Below are 16,963 nucleotides of genomic sequence, written 5' to 3'. Positions count from 1 at the left end.
CGAGTCGAGTGGACTCGAATAGCATGAGCATGACAATCAATCGCTTCGGATTCCGCGCCGCTCACGGCCCGGCCGACAGCGAAAGATTGACCGATCCATGGCAATCACACAAGGGTGCCTTGACGCGTGCCATACCTTCGCCATGCAGCCGCCACATGCCTGACATGCTGACGGGCATGACCATGTATCTCTGTCCGCAGGACGGCACCCGCGCCGAAACCACCGTCCTCACCTGGTGCTGCCCGGTCTGTCGCGGCCCCTGGGACCTCGACTTCGAGGTCGCAGGACCGCTCTCGCTCAACTCGCTGACCGGTCGCGTCAATTCGCTGTGGCGTTACGAAGAGGCGCTGCCCCTCGCCGCACCCACGACCACCCTCGGCGAGGGGCGCACCCCGCTCGTCCCGCTCACCGGCACGGTCTCGGCCAAGCTCGACTTCCTGATGCCGACGCTCTCCTTCAAGGACCGCGGCGCCGTGATGCTCGCCGAACTGGCCCGCCGCCTCTCGCCCGAGCGCGTCATCGCGGACAGCAGCGGCAACGCGGGAACGGCCGTCGCCGCGTACTGCGCCCGTGCCTCGCTCCCCTGCACGGTGTACGTCCCCGAGGGCACGTCCCCGAAGAAGACCGAGCAGATCCGGGCCCATGGCGCCCGCCTGGAGATCGTCCCCGGCGACCGCGAGGCAACCGCGCGGGCCGCCCGCACCGCCGCCGACACCCCGGGCACCTTCTACGCCTCGCACGTCTTCAACCCGTACTTCCTGCACGGCACGAAGACCTACGTATACGAGATGTGGGAGGACCTCGGCGGCCGCCTCCCGGACGCCATCGCCGTACCGGTCGGCAACGGCACGCTCCTCCTCGGCGCGGCCCTGGCCACCGCCGAACTCCACGCCCAGGGGCTGATCGACGAACGCCCGGCGCTGATCGCCGTACAGGCCGAGGCCGTGTCACCGTTGGCCGCCGCCTTCCGCGCGGAAGCGGACGGACTGCTCGACGCCCCGGCCGGCGCGGCCGCCCCCACCCTCGCCGAGGGCATCGCCATCCCCCGCCCACCGCGTGCCCGGGCCATCCTGGCCGCGGTACGGGAATCGGGCGGCACCTTCCTCACGGTGACCGAGGATCAGATCCGCACGGCACAGCTGGATCTGGCCGCCCGCGGGTTCTATGTGGAGACGACGGGCGTCGCCTGCTGGGCCGCGGTCGGCGACTGGACGGACCGGAGCGTCGTCGTGCCCCTGTGCGGCGCAGGCCTCAAAACAGGCCTCGCCGGCTGACGGGTCCGGCGGCCGTTCACCCGCGCGCCGCGCGCCGTGCACCGCCGCTCGGCACGCGCGTCCATACCTTCATATGGTGAGCCTCCCGCGCCTCTGTCTCCTCACGTCCCTGACGTCTCTGGTCGCGGGCGCCCTGATCGCACCGCTGCCGCCCCTCTCATATGCCGCTGCTCCCCTCCCGGCCTCGTCCACGGCCTGCGGCCGGGACACCGACCCCACCTGGGCGCCGACCTCCACCCGGTTCGGCGAGGCCGCCGGTTACGACCCCTATGTCGGCAATGGATATCTGGCCCATCGAGTGCCCGCCACAGGCGTCGGCTATGCCGCCCCGGGCGGGAAGACCGGCTGGCCGCTGTTCACTCCGCGCTACGACGGCGCCTTCGTCTCCGGCCTGTTCGGGCGCGACAAGAACCTCGCCGCCGGCCGCGAGGTGATCGCCGCACTGCCGAGCTGGACGACGCTCGACGTACGCGTCGGCAACGAGACCTACGGTTCCGCCATGCCTCCGGGCCGGATCTCGCGCTATCGCCAGACGGTGTTCCTGCGCTGCGGCCTGGTGCGTACGTCGCTGCGCTGGACCACGGCCGACGGGCGCGCGACGGACCTGACGTACGAGGTGCTCGCCGACCGGTCCGATGTGCACACCGGCGCCGTGCGGCTGCGCATGACACCGCACTGGAGCGGCACGGCGACCGTCACCGGCCGCCTCGACCCGCGGGGCGCACGCCGGATCACGCTCAACGACGACGGAACGTTCCGCACGCAGGGCACCGGGACGGCGGGCGCCATCGTCCAGACGATGCGCACCGATGGATCGACGTCGGCGCAGGCACGCGGCACCGACCGGGTACGCAGCACGGTCCGGGTGCGCAACGGGCACACGTACACCTTCGAGAAGTACGTCGGAGTGGACACCGCGCTCACCTCGTCCGCCCCGCGCGCGGCCGCCGGCGAGGCGTCCCGGCGCGCGGCCCGGCGCGGCTGGTCCGGTGTCCTCGACGCGAACGCCGGCGCCTGGCAGCGGGCCTGGGCGGCCGACATCTCCGTACCGGACAGTCCCGAACTGCAGAGGTGGCTGCGGTCGGCACAGTACGGACTGCTCGCCTCCACCCGGCCCGGGTCCCGCGACAGCATCGCTCCGACCGGTCTGACCAGTGACAACTACGCGGGCCTGGTGTTCTGGGACGCCGAGACCTGGATGTACCCGGCGCTGCTCGTCACCCGCCCCGAACTGGCCCGCTCCGTCGTCGAGTACCGCTACCGCACGCGCGGAGCTGCCCGTACCAACGCCCAGAGGCTGGGATTCCGGGGGCTGTTCTACCCGTGGACGAGCGCGAGCAACGGCAACCTCTGGACCGAGTGCCAGAGCTGGGATCCCCCGCACTGCCTCACCCAGAACCATCTCCAGGGCGACATCTCGCTCGCGGTCTGGCAGTACTACCTGGCGACCGGGGACCGCGACTGGCTGGCCGGGCACGGCTGGCCACTGCTTCGGGGGATCGCCGACTTCTGGGCCTCGCGGGCCACCGCGAACGGCGACGGCAGCTACTCGGTGAAAAACGTCGCGGGCCCCGACGAATACAGCAACGGCGTCACCGACGGGGTCTTCACCAACGCGGTCGCGGCCACGTCCCTGCGCAACGCCACCCGCGCGGCGCAACTGCTCGGGCACCCGGCACCGGCCGAGTGGACGCGGGTCGCGGACGGTCTGCGCATCCCGTACGACCCGGAGCGGAAACTCTTCCTCCAGTACGCGGGCTACAACGGCTCGACGATCAAACAGGCCGACGCGGTGCTGCTGATCTACCCGCTCGAGTGGCCGATGGAGCCGGGCGCCCGGGCGTCCACGCTCGACTACTACGCCGCGCGCACCGATCCGGACGGACCGGCGATGACGGACTCGGTCCATGCGATCGACGCCGCCACGATCGGGGAGGCCGGCTGCGCAACGTACACCTATCTCCAGCGCGCCGTGCGCCCGTTCATGCGCGGCCCGTACGCCCTGTTCAGTGAGGCCCGGGGCGCGAAAGCGGGCGCGCAGGACCCGCTGTCGGGCTCCCCCGCCCAGGACTTCCTCACCGGGAAGGGTGGATTCCTCCAGGTCTTCACGCATGGTCTGACGGGTCTTCGGCTGCGGGAGGACGGGGTGCGCCTCGATCCGTTGCTGCCGCCGCAGCTGGGAAAGGGCGTCACTCTGACGGGGCTGCGCTACCGGGGCCGTACGTACGACATCGCGATCGGCCCCCTGACGACGACGGTCCGGTTGGTCTCCGGCGCCCCCTTCACCGTCCACACCCCCACCGGCCCCCGTCTCCTCACCGGCACCCTCGCCCTCGCCACCCGCCGCCCCGACCTCGCCCGGACGACGGACGCGGCCCGCTGCCGCCCGGCGACGGCGACCTCCGAGATCCCCGGCCTGTACGCGGCCGCCGCGGTGGACGGCAGCCCGGTCACGTCCTGGTCCCCGGACGGCGCGACGGGCGCGCTGACGGTGGACTTGGGGCGTGCGGCCCCGGTGACCTCGATCGAGCCGGAATGGACGGACGCACGCTTCCCCTCCTACAGCCTGGAGACATCGGTGAACGGCACGGACTGGCAGCCGTACCGGCCGGGGGCGACGGCCCGTCAGGTGCGGCTGACGGTCACTTCGGATGACGCGGAGAAGCCGGTGGGCGTACGGGAGTTGCGGGTCGCGCAGCCCTAGCAGGGTGCTGAACCCTCCTCCCGCGCACCGGCCGCCCGAGGAGGATCCCGGCCGACACCAGGGCCAGTCCGCAGAGCTGCCTGGGGGTGAGCGTCTCACCGGCGATCACCGTACCGAGCAGCACGCCCGTCACCGGATTGAGCAGTCCGACCAGGCCGACCGTGGCGGCGGGCAGATGGCGCAGGCCCGCGAACCAGGCGACGAAGGCGAGCGCGGTCGCCACGACGGTGACGTAGCCGAATCCGAGGGCGGCCGGTATGTCGAGCGCGGGTGGCGCACCCTCCACGAGGGCGGCGAGGGGCAGCAGCAGAAGCCCTCCCGCGATCAGCTGCCAGGCGGTCGAGGCGAGCACATCGACCTCGCCGCCCCACCGCTTGGCCAGGACATAGCCGAGGGACGACATGAGCATCGCGGCGACGGAGGCGAGTACTCCGCGCAGGTCGATCGACGCCGTCCCGGTGAGCAGCATGAGACACACCCCGCCGAGACCGACGACGGCACCGGCCAGTGGCAGCACGCGCGGCCGTTCGGCGAGCAGCGCCCAGGCGATCAGCATCATCACGAGCGGTGAGGTCGCCATGACCGTCGAGGCGGTGCTGGTCGGGAGCAGTTGCGCGGCTACGTAGATCAGGGCGAAGAACCCGCCCATGTTGAGGGCTCCGAGAACCAGGGACTTCCACCACCAGGGACCGCGCGGCCGTTCCCGGCACACGGCCAGGAGAAGCAGCCCGGCCGGCAGTGCCCTGATCGCGGCCCCGTACAGGGGGTGATCGGCCGGCAGGTAGGCATGGGTGACGAAGTAGGTGGTACCCCAGGCGACGGGTGCGATCGCCGTGATCAGGACCCACCGCAAAGTAGCTTCCATGGAAGTTATTATGCCTTCCAGGGAAGCTACAGTGAACCCATGCAGCCCGAAACCGCCCGGCCCTCTCCCCCGCCCCTCGACCACATCGCCCGCATCCAGGCCGAGTGGGCCCGGGAACGGCCGGAAATCGACGTGAGCCCCCAAGGGGTGATCGGCCGGCTCCACCGCCTGGCCGGAATGCTCACGGAGCAGCTCTGTGTGGTCTACCGGCACTTCGGCCTGAGCGAGGGCGAGTTCGATGTGCTGGCGGCGCTGCGCCGCGCGGGAGAGCCGTACGAACGGGCCCCCGGGGAGCTGGCGGTGCGCACCATGGTCACCACGGGGGCGATGACCAAGCGGATCGACCGCCTGGAACGGGACGGCCTCGTCACCCGCCGCCGCTCGGCCGGCGACGGCCGGGGCCGGGTGGTCGCACTCACCCACGCGGGGCGGGAACTGATCGACCAGGCCTTCACCGAGCACATGCGCAACGAACGCCGCCTCCTGGACGCCCTGTCACCGCAGGAGGCGGCACAATTGGAGGCGCTCCTGACCGGATGGCTGAGCCGCGTGGAGCCGCCGCACGGCGCATGAGACCGCACGTGATCCCCGCCACACGGCGAACCGGCCCGCGAACACCCCACGGCACGACGCCGGCTGAAACACCCCTGAACTCGGCGGCTCAGCCCTGCGGCTGGAAGTAGCGGGCGCCCTTCTCGATCAGATGCGAGGCGTAGGCCCGCCCCAGGGCCGGCTTCCCCCGGTACATGCCCACGTAGCCCTGCGCGCTGTCGACGACGACCGGCCGCGCGAAGCAGGCGAACTGATTGCGCTGCTTCTCCTCCGCCCACGCCATGGCGGCCGGATCGATCCGGTCGCTGACCAGGACGGGGAAGGACGCGACGCCGGTCTGCATCCCGACGGGCAGGCCGCCCTTGTTCTTCTTGGCGTACGCGAGCACCTGCGTGGTGAACGTGTCGATGACCGGCACGGTGACCTCGGGCACGGCGGCGGCCACGGTGAACAGATGCAGATTGGTGGCCGCCCAGCGCATCCGGAAGTCGGCCCGCCGTCCGACGAGCACAGGGACCCCGGCCCAGTCCTCCCAGCGCGGGGCACAGCCGTCGGCCGCCAGTCGGCTCTCGACCGCGGCCAGGTAGTTTCGTATCGACTCTTCACTCATGGCCGCGATTGTGCACGGGCCGGGCCCCTTCGGAAACCCACCGACCGTTCGCCGAGCCGACCTGCCTGCCCGTCGAGCCGCTTCCCCGTCCGCACACCGGCCGGCATCTCTCCTCACGTTGCGTGCCGGACCGCTCAGATGCCGGGGGTGCCGATTCGGGTGTAGGAAACGCCGACACTGGTGCCACCGGGGGTGACGACCCTGACGGTGACTGCGCCCGCCACGCCGGGCGGTGCCGTGATTGTCAGCTGGGTGTCGGAGACCACGGTGAAACCGGCGGGCACGGCACCGAACAGTACCGAGGTGGCATACGTCAGTCCGACGCCGGTGAGCGTCAACGTGTTCCCGCCGGCCAACGGCCCCTGGTTGGGCACCAGACCGGTGACGGCCGGGGCACCCAGATATACGTAGGCTGCACCGTTGCTCGTGCCACCGGGTGTGGTGACGGTGACCGGGGCCGTGCCGGCGGCACCGGGCGGCGATACCGTTCTGATCTCCGTGGCCGAGAAGATGGTGTAAGGGGTCGCCGCCGTCGCACCGAAGCGAACCGCCGTGGCCTGGAGGAAATTCGCACCGGTCAGCGTCACGGCCATGCCACCGCCCACCGGCCCGGACCCGGCGGTGACGCCGCTGATCACCGGTGCGGCGAGGTAGTAGTAGGGGACGGCCTGGGTGCTGGTACCCGCGGGCGTGGTGACCGTGACGGCAACCGGACCCGGGCCGCCGGTGGGGACAACGGCAGTCAGTTGGGTCGCCGAGACGACGCTGAACGAAGTCGCCGCGTTCGCCCCGAAGCGAACGGAGGTCGTTCCGGTGAAGCCGGTCCCGGACAAGGTGATGCTGTTCCCACCCGCGAGTGGCCCCTGGGCCGGAGTCACACTGCCCAGAACCGGAGCGGCGACATACGTATAGGGGATCCCGGCGCTGGTGCCGCCCGGAGTGGTGATCGTGACGTTGACGGTGCCGACGGGCGCGGCGGGGGCGACCGCGGTGGCCTGCGTCGCGGAGACGGCGATGAACGCGGCGGCCACGGTACCGAAACTGACCGAGGTGGCGCCGGTGAAGCCGGTTCCGGTCAATGTGACCGTGTTCCCGCCCTCGACCGACCCCTGGTTGGGGACGACGGAGCTGATCACGGGTGTCGCGATCGTGTAGGTGAAGCCAATGGCGTTACTGGTTCCATCGGGCGTGGCCACCGTGATCTGTACGGTGCCCGCACCGGCCGGGGCGACCGTGGTGATCACGGTCGCGGACACCACGGTGAACGAAGCGGAGGGAGCACCGCCGAAGGTGACCGCGGTCGCGCCGGTGAATCCGGTGCCGGTCAGTGTGACGACCGTTCCGGCGGTCCCCGAGACGGGGCCGTTCGTGGTGATTGTGGGGGCCGCCGCGGCCGTCGACGGTTGCGTGGCGCGGGGCATTGAGCTGCCGGAGCTCTCCAAAGCCGTTCTCCTGTTGGGTGATGTGATCTGTGGGGCGTGATCAGGGCGTTGCGGACGGGACGCCGGGGCGCCGCCCGGACCTCCTGGCCGGGCGGCGACGAGCGAGTGGTGCCGGTTGGTGGCCCGCCCGGCCGGGCGGGGAATGTCCCGGACCGGGCGGACGCCATGCATCCGGAGGCGGTACCGGCGCCGGACGCTGTTCCGCGTCGGCAGTCGGTGCCGCAGCCGTGACGGATCAGATGCCGGGGCCTGTCACGTACGTGAAGGCGCCGACGTCCGTGGCTGTGCCCGCAGGGTTGGAGAGACCGACGTCGACCGCGCCGACGGTCCCGGGCGGGGTGACTGCGGACACCGTCGTCGCGTTGATGACCGAGAACGGTGCCGGCACCGAGTCGAACGTGACCTGGCTCGTCGAGGTCAGGTTGGTGCCCGTGATGGTCACCGCGGTTCCGCCGGACGTCGGTCCGGAAGCCGGAGTGATCCCGGTGATGGTCGGGACGTCGATGTACGTGTACGACAGACCGTTGTTGGTGCCTCCGGCGGTCGTCACGCTGACGCCCACCGGCCCGGCTGCCGCACCAGCGGGCACGACGACGCTGATCTGGCTGTCCGACACCACCGTCGGCGTCACGGTGTTGGCGCCGAAGGACACCCCCGTGGCGGTGGACAGGCCGGTGCCGCTGATGGTGATGGTGTTGCCGCCTGCGGTGGCGCCCGAGCTCACGCTCAGACCGGACTTGAACGGGGCGCCGACGTAGAAGAACGGGATCGGGTTGCTGGTTCCGCCCGGGGTGGTCACCGTCACGCCGACCGTGCCGGAGCCGGACGGCGAGACAGCGGTGACCTGGGTGGGCGAGACGTTGGTGACGCCGGTCGCCGGCTTGGTGCCGAAGAGCACAGCGGTGGTGCCCGTGAGGTTGGTTCCCGTGATGGTGACAGTGGTACCGCCACCGGTGGAACCCTGGTTCGGACTGATTGGCATGATCGTCCTCCGTGAGTATGAACTGGACTCCCGAGCAAGGGAGTTGAATCCGCGCCGGGTCCGGCTCAAGAACCATGGCCATGGCTTGGAACACCGGGCCGCTGTCGGACCCGGCCGTCCTCGCGCAGGGTGCTCGGAGCCGTGATGGGCCGTGTCGCGCACCGCCGGCCCCGGACGCCGCGGCCGGCGGCCACGCTTGTGGCCTCGATGACGAGGTGCTCGGTGTGCGCGGATGGTTCGCGCACCGCTCTCTTGCAGAGGCCGGGGGCTGTCGCACCAGCCCCTGCCGCTACGTGGCAGGGGCGACTGGTCGGATCCAAGTCCTCCACAGGGGCGCCCATCGCGGCTGTCCGGAGCAAACGATGCCGAGGTCCGTCACACATGGACGGTCGGCGAACAGAACGGTTCCGCGCTCCCCCGGAGAGGGATGGGCGGCCCACCGGTTCGGTCACCCAAGTGACCCATACGGATGGAATATGGCTCAAGCATCTTGACGAGTAGCCACCTGAACGGACGAGCGCACAGGGCGGATCGATCGGCACGCCGGGGAGAGTCGAATCCGCCGCCTCTCCCACCACGCGCCCCCCAGAAACCACCACGCAACCGGCCGGTTCCTGTGGGCCGTCGGTGGCAAAGCGGCCCGCGCCCGCTTGCGCCTGCCGTCGGGCTCCCGCACCACGCTGAACAATCACCCGGGTCAGGGCGTGCGGACGCGTCTCAGCGGACTGAGGGGAACGACCGATGGACAGAGCGGGACATCCGGATCGCAGGACTCTGCTCGCCGGCGGACTCGTGGTCGCCTCGGTCGCACTTGCGGGATGCTCATCGACGAGTGCCACCCCCTTGGCGACCAGCACTTCGCCGGAAGCGCGGCCGACCACGCCCGCCGCGGCATTCACGAGACTGATGGACGGCAACAAGCGCTGGGTGAGCGGAGACCTCCAACACCCCGACCGGGATCCGAACCGGCGCCAGTTCGTAGCCCAGAAGCAGGAACCTTTCGGGGCGATCCTCTCGTGCATCGACTCCCGCGTACCGCCTGAACTCCTCTTCGACACCGGGCTGGGTGACCTGTACGTGATGCGCACGGGCGGGGAGGCGATCGGCCCGGTGGTCACGGGTTCCGTGGAGTACGGGCCCATGACGAGTGGCACTCCGCTCATCGTGGTCCTCGGGCATCAACGTTGCGGCGCCGTCGAAGCGGCGTACAACTCCATCCGTGACGGCAAGCCGCTGCCCGGCAACCTGGAGGCGATCGCCAAGGCTCTGCGGCCGGCGTACGAGCAGGCCGTCAGGGAAGGCGGCGGCGACCCGGTCGAGTCCATGGCCCGCGCCCAGGTCGAGCTGACCGCAGCCGACCTGCGCTCCAACCAGGACCTGGCCCCACTCGTGCGGCGGGGCGCCCTTGCCGTGGTCGGCGCCTACTACTCGCTCGACACCGGCAAGGTGGAAGTCCTGGCCGGCGCGCCTTCCTGACCGGCCGGACGCCGCCCTCCCGCCCAGAACCGCTCCGCGGTCAGTAGTGATGGCGGGCTGCCCGACCGCCGAGGCATCGTCCCTGGGCCGGCACCCCCCGGTGTGGTGCACGAGCCGGCGCGGGGACGCCGCCACGATGACTTCACCGCCCTCGGCCACACCTGGGCCGCCGAACGCACCGCCCGAGGCCGACCGACACTGCTGGTGCAGCCCGACCCGTAGGCCGGCCTCCGTCCCGGTACGGCACGTCGCGGCCTCAAGAAGGAAGCGAAGAAGGCGCACCGGAAGCCGCAGCGGCCCGCAGGCGGAGCAGGACGGTTCCGATGAGCTTGTCCTCGGGGCAGTAGCCCCACTGTTTGGAGTCCATCGAGCCCGGCCTTTCGCCCAGGAGGACGAGCATGCCCGGCGGCACGTGGGTACCGGGGCATCGGCGGGCCCAGTGCGGTACGGGCTCTCCGGCGACGGCGACGATGCGTTTGACGTACCACGAGTCGGGCGTGGTGCCCGCGGGGGCGTGCCAGCCGTGCTCGGGGTGGGGTGCGACGACGACGGCCACCCGGCCCGTGGCGACACGGCGTCTGCCGCGGAGCATGAGGATCCGGTCGCCGGGCATGAGAGTCGGCGACATGCTGTATCCGCGGACCGTCACGGCCACCAGCCGCCCACGCGCCAGCAACAGGGCTGCGGCGAGGACGAGGAGTCCTGCGAGGGCGAGGAGCACCAGGACCGCGGCGGTCACCGGACGCTCTCCTCGTAGCCTTCGGCTTGCGTGGTGAAGAGCTCGGCATAGGTGCCGTGGGCGGTCATGAGCTGTTCGTGGGTGCCTGTCTCCTGCACGGTTCCGTCGGCGATGACGACGATGACGTCCGCGGCGCGGACGGTGTTGAGGCGGTGGGAGACGAGGATGCTCGTCGCGCCCCGGCGGAGTGAGGTGAGCCGGTCGTGGACGTGGCGTTCGGCGACCGCGTCGAGGCCGGTGCTGGGCTCGTCGAGGATCATGAGATCGCGTTCGGAACGCATCAGGGCCCGGGCGAGCGCGAGGCGCTGCCACTGGCCGCCCGACAGCTGGACGCCAGGGCTGGTGTCTTCGGTGTCGTCGGGGAAGAACATCCGGCTGAGCATGGTGTCGTACCCCTGTGGGAGGCGGGCGAGGGCGGTGTGGATGTCGGCATCGGCGGCGGCGGCTTGGATGCGTCCGTGGTCGTGGAGAGATCCGAGGTCACCGAGGCCGATGTTCTCCCCGGCGGTGAGGTCGTACTCCATCGGGTCCTGGAAGACGACGCTGACCCGTCGGCGCAGCTGGTCCGCGGGGAAGTCCTTGAGGTCGATGCCGTCCCAGTGGATGCTGCCCCGCTGCGGGTCGTAGAGGCGGCACAGCAGTTTGACGAGGGTGCTCTTGCCGGCCCCGTTGAGACCGACGACGGCCAGGCTGGTGCCGTGCGGGATGGTCAGGCTGATTCCGCGGAGGATCCACGGTCCGTCGTCGGTGTAGCGGAACCAGACGTCCCGCAATTCGATGCCGTGGCTCAGGGGCGGTGGGGCGATCGGGGCGGCCGGGGCGGGGAGGTCGTCCCGGACCTGGGTGACGTGCAGGTAGTGACTGAACAGCAGGGCCGTCTGGTGGCTTTGGGCGATGCACCCCACCAGGCCGATGAGTGCCGTCTGCATGCCGGCGAGGGCGGCGACGAGGAGGGACACGTCACCGGCGGTGAGGGCGTGGGCGGCGGCCTGGTGCACGCCCCAGACGAGTGCGCCGGTGGAGACGACGGCTCCGAGGGCAGCGAGGGCCGTCTCGTAGCCGGCGAGGCGGCGGTCGAGGCGTTCCTCCTGCTGGTTGATGCTGTCGAGATCGGTACGCATGCGCTGCGCGAAGTAGCCGCCGAGGCCGTAGAGGCGGATCTCCTTCGCCGCTTGAGCGTCGGTGAGCAGCCCTCGGTAGAAGATCTGGCGGCGGGCGAGGTTGCTGGTGCGCCAGAACATGTCCGCGCGATGCCGGCTGTTGGCCAGGTGGGCGAAGAGGGCCGGAACGGCCGCGGCGACGAGGATGGCGGCCAGGGTGGGGCTGATGAGCAGGAGACTTCCCAGGAAGCCCGCCAGGGTGAGGACTCCCTGGGCGCCCTGGAGTGCTGCACCGACGAGTCGCTCGGCCCCCTGCGCGCTTTGGATGGCGAGTTGGACGCGGTCGTGGAAGGCGGGCTGTTCGAGCTTGGACAGACCGCTGAGCCGGTTGACAGCCGTGAGCAGGTCGCTCTGGGCCCGGGTGGAGGTGGCGCGGCGGATGCGGCCGTCGGCGTAGGAGGAAATGGCTGAGGCGGCAGCGAGGAGGACCGTGAGCAGTCCGATGCCGGCTGCGGCCCAGTTGAGGTCCGAGGCGCGGAATTCATCCGCGGTGAGGCTGTCGACCACGTACTTGAGCAGCCAGGAGGCGGCTACGGGGGCTGTACCCGCGATGACGACGGCGGCGCTGCGGACGGCGAGGGCCCCGGGGCAGGACCGCAGCGTGAGGGCGAGTACGGCGGTGAGGCCCCGCAGGAATTCGGCCGTGCGGGAGGTGGACTGCCCGCTCATGCGGTGAGGAGGTTGAGCGCGGGCAGGGAACCTTGGCCGATGCCCGTCTCTGTGATGGTCCCGTCGGCGTCGAGGAGGACGAAGGTGGGGTGGTGGCGTACGCCGAAGGCGCCGGCGACGGGACCGTTCGGGGGTTCGGTGGCGGTGAGTCCGGTGAGCGGGCCGACTGCTTCGAGCAGGGGGCCGGCTTCGGCGGGCTGTCCGCTGATGACGGCGACGAGATGCGCGCCTGACGGGGTGTTCGCCTCGGCCCACCGTTGGATCCCGGGGAGGCTTTCCCTGGTCGGCCCGCAGTCGGGGCGGAGGAAACAGATGAGGGCGGGGTGCCCGGTCAGGGTGGATTCGCTGACTTCGCCCCGGGGGGTGTGCAGGGTGAAAGCGGGGGTGCGGTCACCTTCGTGTACGGCAAGGGTGGGAGGGCCCGAGGCCGCGGCGGCCGGGGCGGGGGCGGCCATCGTGGCGCGCCAGCGTTTGATGACCGCAAAGGTGAGGAGGGCGTTGACGAGGGTGACCGCGGCGAGAAGGGCGAGGCCGGTGATGGCGTAGCTCACTCTGTGATCGTCCTTTCAGCGTTGGCCGGTACGGGCTGAGAAGAAGGAGGCGAGGTCGTCGGTGAAGACGGCGAACGCGGTGAGATAGACGGCGACGGCGGCGGCGAGCGCGAGTGCGGGGGCGTTGAGGGGGGTGGTGGTGCCGTGGGTGAGGGCGATGGCGCCGCCGAGGAGGGCGAGCACAGTGAGTGTGGCGTTGCGGGCGACATGCCAGGGGCCCATGGGCACAGTGGTCCTGCTGCCGAAGCAGGGGCAGCCGGCGGAGCTGCGGCGCAGCATGGTGGTGACGGCGACGGCGCTGAATGCCGCGCACAGGGCGGCGGAGACGGCCAGGCCCGCGGTGAGCGTCCGGGGCAGGGCGAGGAGCACGGCGGCGATGAGCTCGGCCGCGGGCACCAGGACGGCGAGAGCCGGACGGGCTGCGGCCGGCAGGTAGGTGAGGTCGCCCAGTGCCGTGGCGAATCGGCGGCGGTCGCGCAGCTTGGCGAGGCCGGCCACGGCCAGCACGCAGATCAGGGTCAGTCGGCAGACGAGCAGCAGGTCGGACAAGGGTGACTCCGAAAGAATGGGTCCTGGGCCGGCGGGCACGGGGCGGGCCGCACGCGGCCCGCCCCGTGGTTGTTCAGCAGTAGTTCCAGCTGCCGCAGCTGACCCCGCACGCGCCCGTGTAGCAGCAGCGGCGGCACCGCTGGGCGCTGGTGCTCCACTCGGTCCAGCAGTCCGGCGGACAGCCTGCCTCGGCTTCGGCCTTGGGCAGAATCCGCTCGATCAGGCGACCCGCACCGGCCTTGAGTGTGCGCATGGTTCTCCTCTTCCTGTGTGGATGGGATGTGCGTACTCCGCGGTGCGACCGCGGTCCGCGGTCGCACCGGGGTTCAGGAGGCCGCCGATACCGGTTCGCGGCCGGCGGCGGAGGGAGCGGCGACAACGCCGTCCTGATAGCTGAGGATCGTGGGGAAGGCAGGGACGCGCAGGGCGCGGAACAGTGGTGAAGCCTCGGGCTCCGGTACCACCTCGTCCGCCGGCCCGACGAGTTGGGCGGTCAGGCTGCTCTCGCCGGCTTCGGCGCCGATCACCAGGGCCAGGACCCGGCCGCCTGCTGCCCGGGCCCGGTCGGCCCGGTCGGCGAAGTCGGGGAGGCTGTCGGTGCAGGACGGGCAGTCGTGGGAGAAGACGCCCAGCAGCAGCTCCCCGGAGCGGAAGTCGTCCTGGTTCAGGGTCCGGCCGCTGAGCGCGGTGGCGGTGAAGTCCGGGAGTCCGTCTCCGGGTTGCGGCCCCTGGGCTGCGAAGTCGTCGCGTCGGCGCACGACTTCGAGCTCCTGCCAGCGACGCAGGATGACCATGAGCAGGACGAGGTTGAGCAGGGCGACGGCTCCGACGAGCACCAGACCGGCAATGACGTAAGGCAAGTTTCGACCCCCTGGCGCGGTTGCACGGGGGAGCAGTGTGATAGATGAGGCCTGTCGGGAGGATGCCAAGACCTTGCCAGGAACATGACGAGCTGAGCATCATTGCCGCCATGCTTGCCACGGGGTCGCATTTTCGAGTGCTTGGCAGAGTTGAGTGGACCGTCGACGGGCGCCCCAGAGCCATCGGCCGCCGCCGCGAGCGTCTGCTGCTGGGTCTGCTCCTGCTGGAGATGGGCCGGCCGCTCCCGATGGACCGGCTGATCGAGCTGTTGTCGGACGAGGACGAACGACCGCGGTCCCGGGCCGATCTGTATGTGAATGTCTGCCGGCTGCGGGCGAGCCTTCGCCAGGGCGGATGCGACGGGTCGGTGCGGCTGGTGCGGAGCGGTTCGACGTACACCCTGACCGGCGATCCGCAGCTGGTGGATCTGCACCGCTTCACTCAGCTGGTCAACCGGGCCCAGCAGGGCACCGAGCCGCAGGAGGTTTCACGACTCGCCTCGTCCGCCCTGGCCGAGTGGCGAGGGGCGGTGCTGGAGGACGTCGCATCCGAGCGGACACGCCGAGGTGTCGGCACCGCTTTCGACGAACTGCTGATCTCGGCGCAACTGCTGCGTGTCGCGGCGGAGTTCAAGCTGCGTAACTACTGGTCGCTCGCCGCGGAGCTCGCGCGGCTCACCGAGGACTATCCGGAACACGAGATGCTCCTGGCCTTCCGTGCGGCCACGCTCTACGAGTGCGGCCGTCGCGCGGATGCGCTGCGAGTGCTGTCCTCGGCGCGAGCACAGATGACCGCGCGGCTGGGGTTGGATCTGAGCCGCGAGCTGCAGGATCTGCAGGAGGCGATCCTGCGGGACAGCCCGGTGGACCGCCGCATCTTCCGCTGTGGCGCCCTGGGCGCCGTGTGATGCACCGCCGCAGCGGCCAGGACTCGCTTGGCCTGCAGCGTGGCCAGCAGCGGGGAGGGCGTGCCGGCCGGCAGCGCGCCGGCGCCGCCGGCCCGGGCTGCGATCGCGCTGAACGTGCGCTCACCGCTGCCAACCGCTTCCAGTACGGCCCGTGAGTGCGAAGACCGCCCATGACACCTGATCCCGCGCCAGGAATACCCGGCCGGCCAGAATCCGATGGAGGTAGCGCACCACTGGCCGGGCCGACCGCGCCGAGTTGTCAGTAACGCCTGCTTTCATGGCGCCATGAGCACTGTGCACGAGACCGCCGCCCTCCTCCCCGACCCCACCGAACTCCGCTCCCACCTGGGCGCGTTGGCCATTCTGGATGCCACGATCGGCGGCGATCCGCAGTTCTGCCGCTACAGCTTCGACACGGCCTGGGGCCCCGGCGAAGAGGCAGCCCTGATGGAGAACGGCTCGGGGGACGACTTCTCCGTCCTCTTCACCCCGGCCGGCGTGCTCATACGCGGCTTCGACCACGAGTCGGAGATGAGCCCGTACGCGACGGACGGGGAGCAGGTCTGGCCGGGTGTCATCGACGAAGTCCCCGCCACTCTGCGTCAACTCCTGGATGAACCCGCCTTCCATGACGCGGGCATCGACGCCCCTCGGGTCACCGCCTGCCTGTGGCGGGAGACCGGCGACACGGCCTGGCGCGCCGGCTCCGCCATCGCCTTCCCGCCCGGCAGCGAGGACCCCGACGGCTCCGGCTTCCTCTTCCACCTGCTCACCGACCGCTCCCCCGAGGCAGTCCAGGCCCACTTCGAGGACTACTACGAGCGCCCCATCCCCCTCGACGCCGTCCGGCACGTCCTCGTCGGCCGCCCCCTCACTCCTGCGATCGCCGCAGCCCTCAACCCGGCCGCACTCTCGGACAACGCCCTGCTCCGCAGGATCGCCGCGCATCCCGAGGCCGCCTCCTACCTGGCCTGCGACGGCGAGTTCGACCTGGCCCGCACCGACCCGGTCGAGCCGATCGCCCTGCCCAACGGCCTCCCGGTGGAGCCCATCGCCGGCTGCAACGCGGGCGGCACCCACTACCTCTGCGGCCCGGCCGCCCTCGGCGGCCCCCGCCCAGTCCTCTACACAGACTCCGAGGGCCGGGCCTCTCTGATCGCCGAGTCCCTCGCCGAGGCCTTGACCCTCGTCGTCGTCCTCCCGTCCTGGCACGACGCCCTGGCCGGCTTCCGACCCCCGGCCCTCAACTCCGATTACCTCGACGACCACCCGGACCACCCCGCGGTCCGTGATCGTCTCCTCACCGCCCTGGGACTCCCCCCGGCCACGGAACGGGAAGTCCTGGACCGCCTCCTCATCACCGCCGCCCGTACCGTGCCTGACGGCTTCCTCCCGCACGGGCCCGCCGAGGAGGACTCCTCTTTCCAGCCGATGCTCGCCCAGAGCCCGGCGACGACTTCAACCCGAAGGTAACGGCACGTCAGCACGGTATCCACGACAAGGTACGCGAAGGACTCGGGGTCGCCAACGCCACACAACAGTGCCGACAAGGAGCCGAGGCCTGTGGGACATCTCCGCAACGTCTGCAACCTGATCGCGCTCACCAACTCCCGTGCCTCGCC

At 70.9% G+C, this 16,963-nt stretch carries 16 protein-coding genes; 6 read left to right on the top strand and 10 right to left on the bottom strand.

The genetic code is table 11. From position 1 onward, the window contains the following. The first annotated feature begins 176 nt into the window (after window positions 1–176). Together GA0115254_RS21130 and GA0115254_RS21125 are read left to right on the top strand one after the other, a co-directional pair. Entirely contained in the window at window positions 177–1,274 is a 1,098-nt protein-coding gene (locus GA0115254_RS21130; protein WP_256102712.1) for a threonine synthase, read from the top strand. A 73-nt stretch (window positions 1,275–1,347) separates the two neighbouring features. Next, window positions 1,348–3,978: a discoidin domain-containing protein gene (locus tag GA0115254_RS21125; protein ID WP_370740914.1), complete on the top strand. Its 2,631-nt coding sequence runs from the start codon at window positions 1,348–1,350 to the stop codon at window positions 3,976–3,978. On the opposite strand, the gene GA0115254_RS21120 is transcribed toward GA0115254_RS21125, so the two are convergent. Then, the gene (locus tag GA0115254_RS21120; RefSeq protein ID WP_176740227.1) at window positions 3,917–4,843 is read right to left on the bottom strand and encodes a DMT family transporter; all 927 of its coding nucleotides are present in this window, start codon (window positions 4,841–4,843) and stop codon (window positions 3,917–3,919) included. The two genes, GA0115254_RS21125 and GA0115254_RS21120, sit on opposite strands and share 62 nt — an antisense overlap. 39 nt (window positions 4,844–4,882) lie before the next feature. On the opposite strand from GA0115254_RS21120, the gene GA0115254_RS21115 reads away from it, so the two are divergent. Further along, complete coding sequence (locus GA0115254_RS21115; RefSeq protein ID WP_093896841.1) at window positions 4,883–5,416, top strand: MarR family winged helix-turn-helix transcriptional regulator; 534 nt, start codon at window positions 4,883–4,885, stop codon at window positions 5,414–5,416. Between the two features lie 88 nt (window positions 5,417–5,504). On the opposite strand, the gene GA0115254_RS21110 is transcribed toward GA0115254_RS21115, so the two are convergent. From GA0115254_RS21110 to GA0115254_RS21100, 3 genes are all read right to left on the bottom strand, one after another. After that, complete coding sequence (locus tag GA0115254_RS21110) at window positions 5,505–6,005, bottom strand: levansucrase (RefSeq protein WP_093896840.1); 501 nt, start codon at window positions 6,003–6,005, stop codon at window positions 5,505–5,507. A 134-nt stretch (window positions 6,006–6,139) separates the two neighbouring features. Further along, on the bottom strand, window positions 6,140–7,426 hold the full coding sequence (locus GA0115254_RS21105) for an IPT/TIG domain-containing protein (RefSeq protein ID WP_093896839.1): 1,287 nt from the start codon (window positions 7,424–7,426) through the stop codon (window positions 6,140–6,142). 256 nt (window positions 7,427–7,682) lie between these two features. Continuing rightward, the gene (locus tag GA0115254_RS21100; RefSeq protein ID WP_093896838.1) at window positions 7,683–8,429 is read right to left on the bottom strand and encodes an IPT/TIG domain-containing protein; all 747 of its coding nucleotides are present in this window, start codon (window positions 8,427–8,429) and stop codon (window positions 7,683–7,685) included. A gap of 741 nt (window positions 8,430–9,170) precedes the next feature. Between GA0115254_RS21100 and GA0115254_RS21095 the strand changes: the two genes are divergently transcribed. After that, window positions 9,171–9,905, top strand: coding sequence for a carbonic anhydrase (locus GA0115254_RS21095; protein ID WP_176740226.1), 735 nt, complete (start codon window positions 9,171–9,173; stop codon window positions 9,903–9,905). A gap of 256 nt (window positions 9,906–10,161) precedes the next feature. On the opposite strand, the gene GA0115254_RS21090 is transcribed toward GA0115254_RS21095, so the two are convergent. The 6 genes from GA0115254_RS21090 to GA0115254_RS21065 form a co-directional block, all read right to left on the bottom strand. Then, window positions 10,162–10,644, bottom strand: a complete 483-nt coding sequence (locus GA0115254_RS21090; RefSeq protein WP_093896836.1) for a S26 family signal peptidase — start codon at window positions 10,642–10,644, stop codon at window positions 10,162–10,164. Beyond that, window positions 10,641–12,473: an ABC transporter ATP-binding protein gene (locus GA0115254_RS21085; protein WP_093896835.1), complete on the bottom strand. Its 1,833-nt coding sequence runs from the start codon at window positions 12,471–12,473 to the stop codon at window positions 10,641–10,643. The genes GA0115254_RS21090 and GA0115254_RS21085 overlap by 4 nt, the downstream gene beginning before the upstream one ends. Further along, the gene (locus GA0115254_RS21080) at window positions 12,470–13,024 is read right to left on the bottom strand and encodes a TlpA family protein disulfide reductase (RefSeq protein ID WP_093896834.1); all 555 of its coding nucleotides are present in this window, start codon (window positions 13,022–13,024) and stop codon (window positions 12,470–12,472) included. Before GA0115254_RS21080 ends, GA0115254_RS21085 begins: the two co-directional genes overlap by 4 nt. A gap of 15 nt (window positions 13,025–13,039) precedes the next feature. After that, window positions 13,040–13,573, bottom strand: coding sequence for a MauE/DoxX family redox-associated membrane protein (locus GA0115254_RS21075; RefSeq protein WP_176740225.1), 534 nt, complete (start codon window positions 13,571–13,573; stop codon window positions 13,040–13,042). Between the two features lie 73 nt (window positions 13,574–13,646). Next, window positions 13,647–13,826: a hypothetical protein gene (locus tag GA0115254_RS21070; RefSeq protein ID WP_093896832.1), complete on the bottom strand. Its 180-nt coding sequence runs from the start codon at window positions 13,824–13,826 to the stop codon at window positions 13,647–13,649. A gap of 73 nt (window positions 13,827–13,899) precedes the next feature. After that, window positions 13,900–14,433, bottom strand: coding sequence for a redoxin domain-containing protein (locus GA0115254_RS21065; protein ID WP_141720884.1), 534 nt, complete (start codon window positions 14,431–14,433; stop codon window positions 13,900–13,902). A 137-nt stretch (window positions 14,434–14,570) separates the two neighbouring features. On the opposite strand from GA0115254_RS21065, the gene GA0115254_RS21060 reads away from it, so the two are divergent. After that, window positions 14,571–15,341, top strand: a complete 771-nt coding sequence (locus GA0115254_RS21060; RefSeq protein ID WP_176740224.1) for an AfsR/SARP family transcriptional regulator — start codon at window positions 14,571–14,573, stop codon at window positions 15,339–15,341. A 285-nt stretch (window positions 15,342–15,626) separates the two neighbouring features. Next, window positions 15,627–16,814, top strand: a complete 1,188-nt coding sequence (locus tag GA0115254_RS21055) for a hypothetical protein (protein WP_093896829.1) — start codon at window positions 15,627–15,629, stop codon at window positions 16,812–16,814. Window positions 16,815–16,963: the final 149 nt, after the last annotated feature.

It is taken from the genome of Streptomyces sp. Ncost-T10-10d (assembly GCF_900091955.1).
GTDB lineage: Bacteria > Actinomycetota > Actinomycetes > Streptomycetales > Streptomycetaceae > Streptomyces.
Note: the sequence above shows the minus strand (reverse complement) of the source record. Positions and strands in the feature narration are given on the sequence as shown.

Coding starts and splice junctions, on each gene's coding strand:
- GA0115254_RS21130 (WP_256102712.1), top strand. CDS start 177: ATGACCATGTATCTCTGTCCGCAGGACGGCACCCGCGCCGAAACCACC.
- GA0115254_RS21125 (WP_370740914.1), top strand. CDS start 1,348: ATGGTGAGCCTCCCGCGCCTCTGTCTCCTCACGTCCCTGACGTCTCTG.
- GA0115254_RS21120 (WP_176740227.1), bottom strand. CDS start 4,843: ATGGAAGCTACTTTGCGGTGGGTCCTGATCACGGCGATCGCACCCGTC.
- GA0115254_RS21115 (WP_093896841.1), top strand. CDS start 4,883: ATGCAGCCCGAAACCGCCCGGCCCTCTCCCCCGCCCCTCGACCACATC.
- GA0115254_RS21110 (WP_093896840.1), bottom strand. CDS start 6,005: ATGAGTGAAGAGTCGATACGAAACTACCTGGCCGCGGTCGAGAGCCGA.
- GA0115254_RS21105 (WP_093896839.1), bottom strand. CDS start 7,426: ATGCCCCGCGCCACGCAACCGTCGACGGCCGCGGCGGCCCCCACAATC.
- GA0115254_RS21100 (WP_093896838.1), bottom strand. CDS start 8,429: ATGCCAATCAGTCCGAACCAGGGTTCCACCGGTGGCGGTACCACTGTC.
- GA0115254_RS21095 (WP_176740226.1), top strand. CDS start 9,171: ATGGACAGAGCGGGACATCCGGATCGCAGGACTCTGCTCGCCGGCGGA.
- GA0115254_RS21085 (WP_093896835.1), bottom strand. CDS start 12,473: ATGAGCGGGCAGTCCACCTCCCGCACGGCCGAATTCCTGCGGGGCCTC.
- GA0115254_RS21070 (WP_093896832.1), bottom strand. CDS start 13,826: ATGCGCACACTCAAGGCCGGTGCGGGTCGCCTGATCGAGCGGATTCTG.
- GA0115254_RS21055 (WP_093896829.1), top strand. CDS start 15,627: ATGAGCACTGTGCACGAGACCGCCGCCCTCCTCCCCGACCCCACCGAA.